The following is a 13,991-nucleotide window of genomic DNA, read 5'->3' on the forward strand; positions in this document are numbered from 1 at the left end:
CGAGAAGACGCGACGCCGACCGAGACCCCTATCGACCCCGCTGCGGAGGGCGACGGAGCGACCGAAACGGAAGCGCCGGCCGGTCCCGGCTTCGAAGAACTCGGCATCAGCGGGCCCGTCCTCGCCGCTGTCAAGGCGCTCGGGTACGAGACCCCGTCCGCGATCCAGCGCGAGACGATCCCGCTGCTGCTCGGCGGGCGCGACGTGCTGGGCACGGCGCAGACCGGAACGGGAAAGACCGCGGCGTTCGCCCTGCCGATCCTGGAGAACCTGGATCTGCAGCAGCAGAAGCCGCAGGCGCTCGTGCTCGCCCCGACCCGTGAGCTCGCGCTTCAGGTCGCCGAGGCCTTCGAGGCGTACGCCGCCCAGATGCCGGGCGTGCACCTGCTGCCCGTCTACGGCGGCCAGGGCTACGGCGTGCAGCTGTCGGCGCTCCGCCGAGGCGTGCACATCGTCGTCGGCACGCCGGGCCGCATCATGGACCACCTCGCCAAGGGCACCCTCGACCTGTCCGAGCTGAAGAACCTCGTGCTCGACGAGGCCGACGAGATGCTCAAGATGGGCTTCGCGGAGGACGTGGAGCAGATCCTCGCGCAGACCCCGGAGGACAAGCAGGTCGCGCTGTTCTCGGCGACCATGCCCGCCACGATCCGCCGGCTCGCGCAGCAGTACCTGCACGACCCCGAGGAGATCTCGGTCAAGGGCAAGACCACGACCAACGCGAACATCACCCAGCGCTACCTCGTGGTGTCGTACGCGCAGAAGGTGGATGCGCTCACCCGGATCCTCGAGGTCGAGAACTTCGAGGGCATGATCGTCTTCGTCCGCACCAAGAACGAGACCGAGACACTCGCCGAGAAGCTGCGCGCCCGGGGCTATTCCGCCGCCGCGATCAACGGCGACATCGCGCAGCCGATGCGCGAGCGCACGGTCGGCCAGCTCAAGGACGGCAAGCTCGACATCCTCGTCGCCACCGACGTCGCCGCGCGCGGCCTCGATGTCGAGCGGATCAGCCACGTCGTCAACTTCGACATCCCCACGGACACCGAGTCCTACGTGCACCGCATCGGCCGCACCGGTCGCGCGGGCCGTTCCGGCGACGCGATCAGCTTCATCACCCCGCGCGAGCGCTACCTGCTCAAGCACATCGAGCGCGCCACGCGCCAGCAGCCCGCGCAGATGGCGCTGCCGACGACCGAGGACGTGAACAGCACCCGTCTGACGCGCTTCGACGACGCGATCACCGCGGCGCTCGAGGAGACCGGCCGGATCGAGGGCTTCCGCGACATCATCGCCCACTACGTGCGCAACCACGACGTGCCGGAGGCCGACGTGGCCGCGGCCCTCGCCGTGGTCGCTCAGGGCGACACCCCGCTGCTGCTGGATCCGGCGAAGGACTCGCTCTCTGCGGCGATCGCGGCCGACAACCGGCCGCAGCGCGAGCGCACCGAGCGCTCGGGCGGGCGCGACGGCGCCCGTGACGACCGCGGCGCACGTCCGGAACGCCGCAGCCGCGGCGACTACACGCCCTACCGGATCGAGGTCGGTCGTCGTCACCGCGTCGAGCCGCGACAGATCGTCGGCGCACTCGCGAACGAGGGCGGCCTCGGCCGTGACGACTTCGGTGCGATCACGATCCGTCCGGACTTCTCGATCGTCGAGCTCCCCTCCAACCTGGACTCCTCGGTGCTGGACCGCCTGCGCGACACCCGCATCTCGGGCCGCCTCATCGAGATCCAGCGCGACTCCGGGCGCCCGAACCGCGGTCCGCGCCACGACGACCGGGGCCGTGACGACCGCGGCTACGGCGACCGCCCGCGCCGCTCGTACGACAGCGGATCCGCGGATCGCAGCTACGGCGACCGCCCGCGTCGCGACGACGCCCTGCGCGACGACCGCGGCAGCGACGACCGTCCCCCGCGCAAGCCGCGCCACAAGGACTGAGCATTCCCGTGCGCCCGGCGTTCTCGCCGGGCGCACGGCCTTTTGCCGAACGCACCGGAACTCGACACACGGATCCACCGAGCACACGGCCACTGGCCGAGTGCACGGGAACTCGACACACGGATCCACCGAGCACACGGCCAGTGGCCGAGTGCACGGGAACTCGACACACGGATCCGTCGAACGCACGGCTATTTGCCGAGTGCACGGGACGTCGACGCGAAGTACCCGTGCATTCGACTGCTTCCCGCACGCTCGACGAGCACTACGCCCGCAACACACAGGTCCACCGAGCACACGGCCTGTTCACCAGCGCACCGGAATTCGTCACGCGAGTCCACCGAGCACACGGCCACTTGCCGAACGCACCGGAACTCGACGCGAAGTATCCGTGCATTCGGCAGCTTCCCGTGCACTTGGCGCGCGAAGCACGTGCATTCGGCAGACCACCGGCTCACTCTCCTGCGCTCAGCGCGCTCAGCGCGCTCAGCGCGTCGAGCTCAGCTCCTCGTCGCCGTGGCGGTGCACGACCTTCCAGGTGCCCTCTTCACGCCGGTACACCTGCGTCACGCGCAGCACGTAGCTGCGCGGCCGGCCGTCGACGGCTGCCGCGGTGATCTCCCGGTGCGCGGTGTAGGCGAGGTCTCCCGACACCTCCGCCGCGAGCAGCTCGACGGTGCTGGTGGCGGTGTCGGAGAAGGACTCCCCGAGCTTCCGGAAGACCTCGCGCACGTCGTCGACACCCGACGCGCTGAACCAGGCGCCGAACAGCGTCACCGGCTCGATCGAGGACCAGGTGGAGAGCCGCGGACCGGCGTCGCCCGCGTGCAGCGCGGCTTCGGCCGCCTGCCAGGTCGTTCCGAACCAAGCGAGGAACTCGTCGCGATCGTCCATGGCGGTATTCAACCCCTCATGAGACGCCGTGGACAGACCGCGGAGCACGTCACGCCGCGATGACCGGCTTCGTGCGCACCGGGCCGAGCCACGTCGCGATCAGGACCGCGGTGAGGGATCCGGCCGCCATGATCGCGGCCAGCACCACGATCTGGAAGCGCCCGGCCTCCAGCGGCGACAGGCCGCCGAAGATCGCGCCGACGAACGCTCCCGGCAGTACCACGAGCCCGGTCGTCTTGGTCTGATCGATCGACGGGATGAGGGCCTCGCGCACCGCCCGGCGTGCGAGATCGAGCGTGGAGCGGCGCGGGGTCGCGCCGAGGGCGAGCCACCCCTCGACCTCCTCCCAACGGTCGGCCACCGACGCGGTGAACCGGCGCCCGGCGAGCGTGGCGATGCTCATGGAGTTACCGATGAGGATCGCCCCGATCGCGAGGAGGTAGCGCGGCGTGGGCTGCAGCGCCCCGGTCGCGAACACCGTGCCGATGGACACGACCGCGCCCGCGCCGATCGAGGTCGCCATGACGAGGACCATGTGCGCACCGCCGCCCGTCCGGCGCACGGCCACGCCCGTGGCGATGCCGAACATGACCAGCAGTGCGACGCCGATCCACGCCGGCTGCGAGACGATCCCGGTCAGGATGGCGCTGATCACCGCGAGCTGCACCGCGCCGCGCAGGACCGCGAGCGCCGGAGTCCACCGCCCCGGCACCCGGAAGGCGAGCAGGGCCGCAGTAGCGATCGCGGCCAGGACGAGCACTCCGATCACCGTCGGCAGCAGATCGATCCCGCCCGTCATGCGCAGCTCCTCCCCGGCGGTCGCGCTCTCAGGCGTCGAGCGCGTCGGGCCCCTGGGTCACGAGGAGGTGGAACTGCGCTGCGTCGAGGATCCGCAGGCCCAGCTCCTCCGCCTTGGCGAGCTTGGATCCGGCACCGGGACCCGCGGCCACGAAATCGGTCTTCTTCGAGACGCTCGACGCGGCCTTGCCTCCGGCCTTGATGATCGCCTCCTGCGCGCCTTCGCGGGTGTAGCCGTCGAGGGATCCGGTGGCGACGACAGTGAGCCCGTCGAGGACTCCGCCCTCCGCGGCCGCGGCTCCCGGCCCGGCGTGCCCTGGCGTCGCCCACTGCACACCGGCGTCGGCCCAGCGCTGCACGATGTCCTGATGCCAGTCGATGGTGAACCAGTCCAGGAGCGAGTCGGCGATGATCCCGCCGACTCCCTCGACAGCGGCGAGCTCCTCGCGGGACGCGGCACGGATCGCATCCAGGGATCCGAACCACTGCGCCAGGGCGCGTGCGGCGACCGGGCCGACATGGCGGATGTTCAGCGCGACCAGCAGGCGCCACAGGTCCTTGGTCTTCGCCTTCTCGAGCTCGGCGAGCAGCTTGACGGCCTGGGAGGACGGCTGAGACGCGTTGACGCCCTCCTTCTTCTCGGCCGCGGTCGGATTGCGGCGGAACGGTGCGCGGGTCTTCACGATCCCGTCCTCGTCCTCCTTCGGGAGCCCCGTCTCGGCGTCGCGGACGACGACCTCGATCGGCACGAGCTGCTCGAGCGTGAGCGTGAACAGTCCCGCCTCGGTCTCCAGCGGCGGGACCGCAGGGTGACTCGGCTGCGTGAGCGCGGCGGCGGTGACCTCGCCGAGCGCCTCGACGTCGAGGGCACCACGGGATCCGATGTGCTCGACACGGCCGCGCACCTGTGCCGGGCAGGATCGCGTGTTCGGGCAGCGCAGGTCGATGTCGCCCTCCTTGGCGGGCGCCAGGATCGAGCCGCACTCCGGGCAGCGCTCCGGCATCACGAACTCCCGCTCCGAGCCGTCGCGCCGCTCGACCACCGGGCCGAGCACCTCGGGGATCACATCGCCCGCCTTGCGCAGCACGACCGTGTCGCCGATCAGCACGCCCTTGGCCTTCACCACGTCCTTGTTGTGCAGCGTGGCCTGGCGCACGACGCTTCCGGCGACGTGTGCAGGAGCCATGACCGCGAACGGCGTCGCACGGCCCGTGCGGCCGACCGACACCACGATGTCGAGAAGGATGGTCTGCACCTCCTCCGGCGGGTACTTGTAGGCGATCGCCCAGCGGGGCGCGCGGCTCGTGGCGCCGAGTTCGGCGTGCAGATCGAGCTCGTCGACCTTCACGACGATGCCGTCCAGCTCGTGCTCGATGTCGTGCCGGTGCTCGCCGAAGTAGGCGACGAACTCGGCGACCTCATCGATCGTGGCGCAGACCTTCGTATGCGGACTCGTGGGCAGCCCCCACTCCGCGAGCAGCTCGTAGACCTCGCTCTGAGCGGAGACGGGCGGATCCGGCCACGCTCCGATGCCGTGCACGTACAGCGCGAGGGAGTCCACGCGGAGCAGACCCGCCTCGAGCTCCATGCCGTCCTTCTTGTCCAGCTGCTGGCGCAGGCCTCCGCTCGCGGCGTTGCGGGGATTCGCGAAAGAGGGGAAGCGTCGGGCGGCCGCCGTGCGGGCCTTCTCCTCGTCGAAGGGCTTCTTGGCGCCGCCACGGGCCTGGAAGCGCTCGAGCGCTTCGGCGTACGCGCGGTCGCGGAACGCGGCCTGCGCCGCATTCAGCCGCTCGAACGCGGCCACGGGGATGAACACCTCGCCGCGCACCTCGACGATCGCCGGGTGCCCTGAGCCGCTGAGCCGCTCGGGGATGCCCGCGACGCGCAGGGCGTTCTCGGTCACGATCTCGCCGACGCGGCCGTCGCCCCGCGTGGCGGCGGAGGTGAGCACGCCGTGCTCGTAACGCAGGTTGATCGCGAGGCCATCGATCTTCAGCTCGGTGAGCCAGGCGACGTCGCGAGCGGCCGCGGCACGGGTCTTGGCGGCCCACTCGCGCAGCTCGTCGAGCGAGAACACGTTGTCGAGGCTGAGCATGCGCTCGGCATGCTCGATGGTCTGCAGGCCCGTGGCGTCGGCCGCGCCGACCATCTGGGTCGGCGAATCCTGCCCCTGCAGCTCGGGGTGCACGCGCTCGAGCTCCTCGAGCCGGTGCATCCAGCCGTCGTAGGTGGCGTCGTCGACGAGCGAGGTGTCGCGGCCGTAGTACGCGTCCTTCGCCTCCAGGATGCGAGTCGTCAGCTCCTCGGCCTCGACGCGGGCGGCTTCCAGCGAGATGTTCTCCGGCACCCCTGAAGTCTACGAGCGGACACGGACATCCGCGGGGCGGCACCCGGATGGCGCTCACATCGCGCTGAGCGCCGTCGCCACCGATGCCCGCAGCCGCGACAGGACGGGGATCAGCACGGCCGCCGCGGTGAGCAGCGCACCCGCACCGACGAGGATCCCGGAGGATCCGACGTCGTACTGCGGCGCGACGGCGGGATAGAACGGGCGGAGCATCGCGGTGGTCAGCACGCCGGTCGCCGCGATCACGGCGCCGGACAGCAGCGCGGCTGTGCACACGTGGATGAGCGCCTGCAGCACAGCGGCTCGGAGGATCACGGTCGTCGTCGCGCCGCTCGCCGACAGCAGCGCCTGCTCCCGCGCCTGGGTGCGGTTGCTCATGAACACGACCACGGCCGCGCCGATCCCCGCGAGCAGCAGCGGCCCGCCCAGCAGCACGATCACCTGGCCGAGCTTGAGCCCCTCGAAGGGCTCGCCGGCGGCTCTCGCCGCCGCACCCCAGGTCGCGGTGACGGTGTAGAGACCGCCGAGCATCGCCGTTCCGGTGAGCAGCGGGGTGATCGAGGCCGTGCTGCGCCCGAGGTGGTAGCGCGCCTGATGCCGGGCGAGGAACCACGCCGACGAGGCCCTCGCCGGCAGCAGCGCGGTCCATGCCCGCAGCAGCGGCGCGTACAGCACCGGACCTCCCGCCACGATCACCATCGTGAGGAGCGGCGCGATGAGCGGCGTCTGCGAGATCAGGGTGCTGCGATCCTCGGGGGTGGCGGCGGCGGCCGAGGACATCCACGCCTGCACCGCGGCCACCATGCCCGCCGTCAGGACGGCGAACAGCGCCCATCGCCACCACCGCATCGCCGTGCCTTGGGGTTCCGACTCGCGGAGCGCCTCGAGCGCGGGGGTGCGCGCGGCACGGCGCGCGGCGGGCAGTCCGCCGAGCAGGGAGACGAGCAGCACGCCTCCGCCCAGGAGGATCGCGGTCAGCGGTCCGACGATCGCGGTCGTGGTCTCGTAGCCTCCGGACGCGCCGTCGAACGCGAGCCTCAGCACGAAGCGGGCGAGCAGCGCGGTCGCCCCGAGACCCAGTGCCGCCCCGGTCAGGCTCAGCACCACCACCTGACCCAGGACGACGGCAGCGGTCTGCCGAGGGGTGACCCCGCAGAGCTGCCATCGCGCATAGCCGGGCCTGCCGAGGTCGACCGCGAGACGGGCGACGGCGCTGGTGACCGCGATCGCACTCACACCGCTGAACACCAGGATCATCGAAGAGACGCCGCTGATCCCGTCCCCCCTCCGCCCGCCGACGTGAAGGCCGGTTTCGAGGAAGGATCCGCCGATCCCGATCGCGAGACCGGCAACGGCCGCGACGAGCACGAGGCCCGCCCAGGAGCGCCAGTCCGCACGCAGCTCGCCGAGCAGCAGCCGGATCATGCGCCGGCCTCGGCCGTGCGGAGCAGACGGCTTCCCGTACCGCGTCCGACCATGGTGAGCCCTTCGCTCGAGGCGTGCTGCGCGGCGAGGATCTGCGCGGCGCTCGGTCTCCGCAGCTCGGCCACGACGAGCCCGTCCCGGAGCACGATCGTGCGATCGGCACGCGCGGCGGCGTCCAGGTCGTGCGTCACCAGGACCACGGAGCGCTCCCCCTGCGCATATCCGCGCAGCAGATCGAGCACCACGCCGCCGGCCGCGGAGTCGAGCGCTCCGGTGGGCTCATCCGCGAAGAGCACGGCCGGCTGTGCGGCGAGCACCCGCGCGACCGCCACGCGCTGCTGCTGACCGCCGGAGAGCTGCCCTGGACGCTTGGCTCCGTGTTCCGCCAGCCCGACCGCGGCGAGCGCACCCTCGACGTCCGGCGCCGCACGACGGGCCAGCCGGGCGGGGAGCGCCACGTTCTCCCGGACGGACAGCGAAGGGATCAGGTTGTAGGACTGGAAGACGAAGCCGATCCGGTCGCGCCGCAGCGTCGCGAGCCTCGCCGCGGACGCACCGGTAAGCGCCTCCCCATGCACCCTGACCTCCCCCCGATCGGCGCGCTCGAGACCCGCGAGGCAGTACAGCAGGGTCGACTTGCCGGATCCGCTCGGGCCGACGATGCTCACCATCTCCCCGGCATCGACGGCGAGATCGATGCCGCGCAGCACCGGCACCTGCTCCCGGCCCGCGATGTACTGCTTCATGAGGCCCTCGGCCACCAGGATCTCTTCCATGCCTCCAGTCCAGCCGGATCCGGTCGTGCACGCAGGAGGCCACGAGCTCCCTCGCCGGTAGCGCCAGGTCTACTCTTCGCCGCAGCCGGGCTCGGCCGACCCGCCTCGTCCCTAGACTGACCGCATGAGCACGCGCCTTCTCTCTTCGCGCCGTGCGCACACCGTGACGCAGGCCCTGCAGCGGGCGCCCTGGGTCGTCCTGACCTCCTGGTGGCCGTGGCGGGCGCTCGGCTATCTCCTGATCTCGGCCGTGCTCGGCCTGCTGCTTCTGGTCCTCCTCCCCCTCACGCTTCTGCTGCTGCCGATCTGGGGGATCGCCATCGGGGCCCTCGAACGCCGGCGGCAGAGGCTGCTCGGCTTCGCGGCGATCCCGACCGGGCACGTCCGGGTGGCGGGCGAGGACCGGCACAACTGGCTGAACATCCGCCTCACCGAGCCCGCGACCTGGCGCGAGGCGCTCGTGCTGCTGCTGGATCTGGTCGCGGGGCTCCTCTCGCTCGGACTGCTCTTCTTCGAGGCGATGGCGCTGATCGTGGTCGTGGGCGTGCCGATCCATGCGCTGAGCCGCGGGGCCACCGAGATCCTGCTCTTCGGCGACGCCCGGATCCGCCTCGACGCAGGCACCTGGTGGCTCCCTCCGCTGGCGCTCGCGATCGTCCTGGTCGTCGCCGCGTATCTGAACCTCGCCCTGGCGACGGCGCAGAGCCTCACGATCTCCTGGCTGCTCGCCCCGCGCGGAGCCGAGATCGAGCAGCGGATGGAGCGGCTCACCCGCTCCCGCGCGGCGATCGTGACCGCGCACGAGGACGAGCGCCGGCGCATCGAACGAGACCTGCACGACGGCGTGCAGCAGGAACTCGTTGTGCTCGCGACCCGTCTCGGCGCGCTCGAGCTCGACCTCGCGCTCCTCGGCGACGAGGCGGATCCCGCCCGTCGGTCTCTCGCCGCGGCGCAGGATCAGGCTGATCGCGCCTCCGCGGCGCTACGGGAATCCGTGCGGGGGATCCACCCTGCGGTGCTCGCCGACCGCGGCCTCGGCGCCGCTCTCGAGGAGCTGGCGGGGCGATCACCGCTCCGTGTGGCCCTGCAGTGCGACGAGCTCGGGCACGCCGGCCCCGCGGTCGAGGCCGCGGCGTATTTCGTGGTGCGCGAAGCGCTCACGAATGCGGTCAAGCACACGGACGCGACGCGCGTCGACGTGATCGCACGCACGGACGGCGCCTCTCTCGAGGTGGTCGTGCGGGACGACGGCCGCGGCGGCGCGGACCCCGCAGCCGGCACGGGTCTCACCGGCCTGATCGCGCGCGCGGCGGCGCTCGACGGCGCGCTCGAGATCGACTCCCCCGCCGGCGGGCCCACGACGATCGCGCTGAGCGCGCCGCGCGGGCTCGAGGAGGTCGCGCATGCGCATCCTGCTCGCTGAGGATTCGGCGCTGCTGCGCGAGGCCTTCACCGACCTGCTGGTCCGGCTCGGGCACGAGATCGTCGGCACGGCCGCGGATGCGGATGAGCTCCGTGCGGCCTTCGCCGCTGCGGTCCCCGCTCCCGACCTCGTGATGACGGACGTGCGCATGCCACCGGACGGCACCGATGACGGCCTGAGGGCGGCCCTGGCGATACGACGGGGGCACCCGACGCAGCCGATCCTGGTGCTCTCGCAGTACGTCGCCGACCACTACGCACGCGAACTGCTGACGCTGCCCGAGGGCGGGATCGGGTATCTGCTCAAGGACAGGGTGAACCGGATCTCCGATTTCGAACGCGCGCTCCGCACGATCGCAGGCGGCGGCACCGTGATCGACCCCGAGGTCGCCCGCCACCTGCTGCGCAGCGGAGGCCCTGACGTGCTGGACGGTCTCACGCCCCGCGAGCGCGAGGTGCTGGAGCTGATGGCCGAGGGCTCATCCAACGGCGACATCTCCCGTGCCCTGCACCTCAGCGATGCCGCGGTGCGCAAGCACGTCGGCAACATCTTCACGGGTCTCGGCCTGTCCCCGACGCAGGAGAACCGGCGCGTCAGAGCGATCCTGCTCTTCCTGCAGAGATGAGCGGACGAGTCCCCGGCGGAAGCGAGGCCGGGTGCCAGGATCCGCCCGCCCTGCTCCGGATCCTCAGAGCCGGGCGATCGTCTCGATATCCGCCCTGAACTCGGCGATCTCGTCCGCCGACACCGTCGCCCGTGTGCTCCCGAGAGCCCGCGCGTAGTCATCCGTGTCGAGCGCGGATCCCTGCGCGCCATCGCTCAGCGCCCGCGCCAGCGCCTCCTGGGACGCACGCCGCGCGGCGTATTCGATGTCGGCCGGCGTCAGCCCCTCGCTCGCCGCGACCAGCCGATCCAGATCCACGTCACCGGCCGACTCGACCGGGATGTACCGCGCCCAGATCGCACGGCGGGCGTCGGGGTCCGGCAGACCGATCGGGATCACGTAGTCGAAGCGCCCATGTCGGAGGAACGCCGCATCGAGCGCGCGCACGAAGTTGGTCGCGCAGATCAGGATCCGGCCCTCCCTGTCGCGGAAGTCGGCGACGAGCTTCAGCAGCTCGTTCGTGACGCCCTGCGTGGGCGAGGGCGGCGTCCCGCCGCGGCGGGAGGCGATCTCCTCCACCTCGTCGATGAAGACGACCGCGTGCTCGAGCTCGTCGATGGTCTCGAACGATGCGCGCAGCCCGCCGGCGAGGCCCGTGCCCCCGTCGGCGAGGCGCGAAGGGAACAGCTCGACGAAGGGCCAGTCGAGCCGAGAGGCGACCGCCCGCGCGAACGTGGTCTTGCCCGTGCCTGGCGGGCCGAAGAGCATGACGGCGCGCGGGGGCACGACCCCGAACCGCTCGGCGAGCTCCGGGCGGGCGAGCGGAGTCACCAGGCGCTCCTCGAGGAGCGTCTTCTCGTGCGTCATCCCGGCGACACGATCCCACAGGTGCGGCGGGAGGATGCGTCCGCCCACCTCCTTGAGCGCGTCGATCTCACGCCGCTGGATGGGCATCGCGCGTTCGAGGTAGCGCACGGAATGGTGCACGTGGAAGCCGCTCTCGGTGAACGAGCCGAGCCCGTCGGCCTCGGGGATGAGCACCGAGAGCTTCGCGAGGCCGAGGGGCGCCATCTTTCGCTCGAGTGCGTGCAGGAGCGACGAGCTCACGTCGGATCCGGCGTCGTCGATCGTCCCGAAGAACACGATCCAGCCCTGCGCGTGCGCGCCCCGGCCGACAGCGGCGCCCACGAGCAGCTCGCCCTGGACCGCGACGACGGCGTGATCCTGCTGGCACGAGGCGATCACCTCGGCGAGCGAGTAGATGGGCCACTCGTTCTCGCGCGTGACCTGCCCCCACAACCGGACGATCTGGTCCAGATCGTCCCCGTGGAAATCGCGGATGTACGTCCTCGTCATGGCGCCTCCTCCGTCGGACCGTGCACCCATCATCACAGAGGCTGCGGCGGCCGCCGTCGACATGACGCCCGCGAGGGAGCAGGGCTCAGACCCCGGCCGGCACCGCCGACACCGTGCGGTCGATCGTGAACTGGCCGAGCACCCGCGTTCCGACGTACAGCACGGCGCTCTGGCCCGGTGCGACGCCGTCGAGCGGCTCGTCGGGGACGACCCTGACGCCGTCCTCCGCGATGAAGGCACGCGCGGGAACAGGATCGGCATGAGCGCGGATCTGGACCTCGCAGGCGAACTCCTCCGCGGCGGGTGCGGTACCCGCCCACGACCGGCGCTCGCCGGAGATCTCGGCGATCGCGAGCGCCTCCTTCGGGCCGACGACGACCGTGTTCGAGACCGGGCGGACCTCCAGCACGAACCGGGGCTTGCCGTCGGGTGCGGGCACGCCGAGGCGAAGCCCCTTGCGCTGACCCACGGTGAACGCGTGCGCGCCGTCGTGCGTGCCCACGACCTCGCCGTCGCGATCGAGGATCTCGCCCTGCTCGGCGCCGACCTTCTCCGCGAGCCAGCCGCGGGTGTCGCCGTCGGGGATGAAGCAGATGTCGTGGCTGTCCGGCTTCTGCGCGACGCTCAGCCCGCGCTCCGCCGCCTCCGCGCGCACGAGCGCCTTGGACGGCGTGGATCCGAGCGGGAAGTACGTGTGCGCGAGCTGCTCGGCGTTCAGCACGCCGAGCACGTAGGACTGGTCTTTGGCGGCGTCGGAGGCGCGATGCAGCTCCAGGCCGCCCTCGCCGTCGACGAGCGTCGCGTAGTGCCCGGTGCACACGGCGTCGAAGCCGAGTTCGATCGCGCGCTCCAGGAGCGCCGCGAACTTGATCTTCTCGTTGCAGCGCAAGCACGGGTTCGGCGTGCGGCCCGCGCGGTACTCCGCGACGAAGTCGTCGATCACGTCCTCGCGGAAGCGCTCGGAGAAGTCCCAGACGTAGAACGGGATGCCGAGCAGATCCGCGGCGCGCCGCGCGTCCATCGCGTCCTCGATCGTGCAGCAGCCGCGGCTTCCGGTGCGCAGGGTGCCACCCGCCCGGGAGAGCGCGAGATGCACGCCCACCACGTCGTGACCGGCCTCGACCGCGCGCGCCGCGGCCACGGCGGAGTCCACTCCCCCGCTCATCGCCGCCAGAACACGCATGGACCCAGTGTACGAGCGGACGGCTGGGCGGGGGCCGGGCGCGTCAGCGCACAGCGCCGGAGGCCCGTGCGTACGCGTCGCCGATCACCGCGAGCACGGCATCCACGTCGCCCTCGGTCGACGTGCGCCCGACCGTGAACCGGATCACGCTGCGCGCCTCGGTCTCGCTACGGCCGAGCGCCTGCACCACGTGCGAAGGTTCCGCGATGCCGGCCTGGCAAGCGGATCCGGCCGACGCCGAGACCCCGGCCACATCGAGCAGGAACAGCAGGCTCTCGCTCGGCGCCCCGGGGAACAGCAGGTGAGCATTGCCCGGCAGGCGGCCGGCGGCGTCCGGATCCCCGAGGAGTTCGGCGGAGGGCACCCGCTCCAGGATCCCGGCGACGAGGCGGTCGCGCAGCGCGCCGAGCCGCGCCGATTCCGAGGCCCGCTCGGCGATGGTGAGCTCTGCGGCGACGGCGAACGCGGCGGCGCCGGCGACGTCCTGCGTGCCGGAGCGGAGACCGCGCTGCTGACCGCCGCCGTGCAGCAGCGGCGCGAGGCGTGCGGTGCGGGCCACGACGAGCGCCCCCGTGCCCGTGGGGGCGCCGATCTTGTGCCCGGCGACGCTGAGCGCGACGAGACCTGCCCCGGCCGGCGCGTCGCCGCGGAGCACCGCGAACGAGAGCGGCAGGTGGCCGAAGGCGGCGACGGCATCCAGGTGCAGGGGAACACGCGCGGCGGCCGCCGACGCGGCGAGCGCGGCGGCGTCGTTGACGGTGCCGACCTCGTTGTTCGCCATCAGCGCGGTGGCCACGCCCACGCCGTCCGACGCGACCTTCGCCGCGAAGGCGTCGACCGGGATCCGCCCGACGGCGTCGAGCCCGACGGCGATCACCCTGGCGCCGTCCGCGGCGAGCGCGGCGACCGTGTCGAGCGTCGCGTGGTGCTCCCCGTCGGGAAGCAGGATCGCATCGCTCCCCTCCGGGCGGGACCGCCACAGACCCTGCACGGCGAGGTTCACCGACTCCGTGCCGCCCGAGGTGAGGACGACCTCGATCGGGTCGCACCCCAGCATCGCCGCGAGCCGCTCCCTGGACTCCTCCAGGATGCGGCGCGCCTGCTGCCCCGCGCCGTGCGTCGAGGAGGCGTTGCCCGTCGCCCTGGCGACGCGCAGCCACTCGTCGGCGGCCTCCGGCCGCAGGTCCGTCGTGGCGGCATGATCCAGGTAATGCACCCCACCACTCTCGCACTTCGCGCG

The 13,991-nt window shown here is 72.0% G+C and carries 11 protein-coding genes; 3 read left to right on the plus strand and 8 right to left on the minus strand.

Annotation, left to right across the window (positions count from 1 at the left end; all coding sequences use genetic code 11):
• Positions 1-30 precede the first annotated feature (30 nt).
• Positions 31-1,944, plus strand: a complete 1,914-nt coding sequence (locus tag RS86_RS02080) for a DEAD/DEAH box helicase (RefSeq protein ID WP_045270584.1) — start codon at positions 31-33, stop codon at positions 1,942-1,944.
• Positions 1,945-2,430: 486 nt separating this feature from the next.
• Here the strand turns inward: RS86_RS02080 and RS86_RS02085 are convergent, their stop codons facing one another.
• Genes RS86_RS02085 through RS86_RS02105 form a run of 5 tightly spaced genes read right to left on the minus strand, consistent with a single transcriptional unit; the run spans position 2,431 to position 8,185 of the window.
• Complete coding sequence (locus RS86_RS02085) at positions 2,431-2,838, minus strand: YybH family protein (protein ID WP_045270552.1); 408 nt, start codon at positions 2,836-2,838, stop codon at positions 2,431-2,433.
• 49 nt (positions 2,839-2,887) lie between these two features.
• On the minus strand, positions 2,888-3,637 hold the full coding sequence (locus tag RS86_RS02090) for an ABC transporter permease (RefSeq protein WP_045270553.1): 750 nt from the start codon (positions 3,635-3,637) through the stop codon (positions 2,888-2,890).
• A 28-nt stretch (positions 3,638-3,665) separates the two neighbouring features.
• Complete coding sequence (ligA, locus tag RS86_RS02095) at positions 3,666-5,984, minus strand: NAD-dependent DNA ligase LigA (protein WP_045270554.1); 2,319 nt, start codon at positions 5,982-5,984, stop codon at positions 3,666-3,668.
• 54 nt (positions 5,985-6,038) lie between these two features.
• Positions 6,039-7,409: an FtsX-like permease family protein gene (locus tag RS86_RS02100; protein ID WP_045270555.1), complete on the minus strand. Its 1,371-nt coding sequence runs from the start codon at positions 7,407-7,409 to the stop codon at positions 6,039-6,041.
• On the minus strand, positions 7,406-8,185 hold the full coding sequence (locus tag RS86_RS02105; RefSeq protein WP_045270556.1) for an ABC transporter ATP-binding protein: 780 nt from the start codon (positions 8,183-8,185) through the stop codon (positions 7,406-7,408). Before RS86_RS02105 ends, RS86_RS02100 begins: the two co-directional genes overlap by 4 nt.
• 124 nt (positions 8,186-8,309) lie before the next feature.
• Here RS86_RS02105 and RS86_RS02110 point away from each other — a divergent pair, with 124 nt between their 5' ends.
• Together RS86_RS02110 and RS86_RS02115 are read left to right on the plus strand one after the other, a co-directional pair.
• Positions 8,310-9,608, plus strand: a complete 1,299-nt coding sequence (locus tag RS86_RS02110) for a sensor histidine kinase (RefSeq protein WP_045270557.1) — start codon at positions 8,310-8,312, stop codon at positions 9,606-9,608.
• Positions 9,589-10,233: a response regulator transcription factor gene (locus RS86_RS02115; RefSeq protein ID WP_045270558.1), complete on the plus strand. Its 645-nt coding sequence runs from the start codon at positions 9,589-9,591 to the stop codon at positions 10,231-10,233. The genes RS86_RS02110 and RS86_RS02115 overlap by 20 nt, the downstream gene beginning before the upstream one ends.
• Positions 10,234-10,296: 63 nt before the next feature.
• Here the strand turns inward: RS86_RS02115 and RS86_RS02120 are convergent, their stop codons facing one another.
• From RS86_RS02120 to RS86_RS02130, 3 genes are all read right to left on the minus strand, one after another.
• Entirely contained in the window at positions 10,297-11,568 is a 1,272-nt protein-coding gene (locus RS86_RS02120; RefSeq protein ID WP_045270559.1) for an ATP-binding protein, read from the minus strand.
• A gap of 85 nt (positions 11,569-11,653) precedes the next feature.
• On the minus strand, positions 11,654-12,751 hold the full coding sequence (gene mnmA / locus RS86_RS02125; RefSeq protein ID WP_082076501.1) for a tRNA 2-thiouridine(34) synthase MnmA: 1,098 nt from the start codon (positions 12,749-12,751) through the stop codon (positions 11,654-11,656).
• A 43-nt stretch (positions 12,752-12,794) separates the two neighbouring features.
• Positions 12,795-13,967, minus strand: coding sequence for a cysteine desulfurase family protein (locus RS86_RS02130; RefSeq protein WP_045270560.1), 1,173 nt, complete (start codon positions 13,965-13,967; stop codon positions 12,795-12,797).
• Positions 13,968-13,991 lie beyond the last annotated feature (24 nt).

The organism is Microbacterium azadirachtae (genome assembly GCF_000956505.1).
Classification (GTDB): domain Bacteria; phylum Actinomycetota; class Actinomycetes; order Actinomycetales; family Microbacteriaceae; genus Microbacterium; species Microbacterium azadirachtae_A.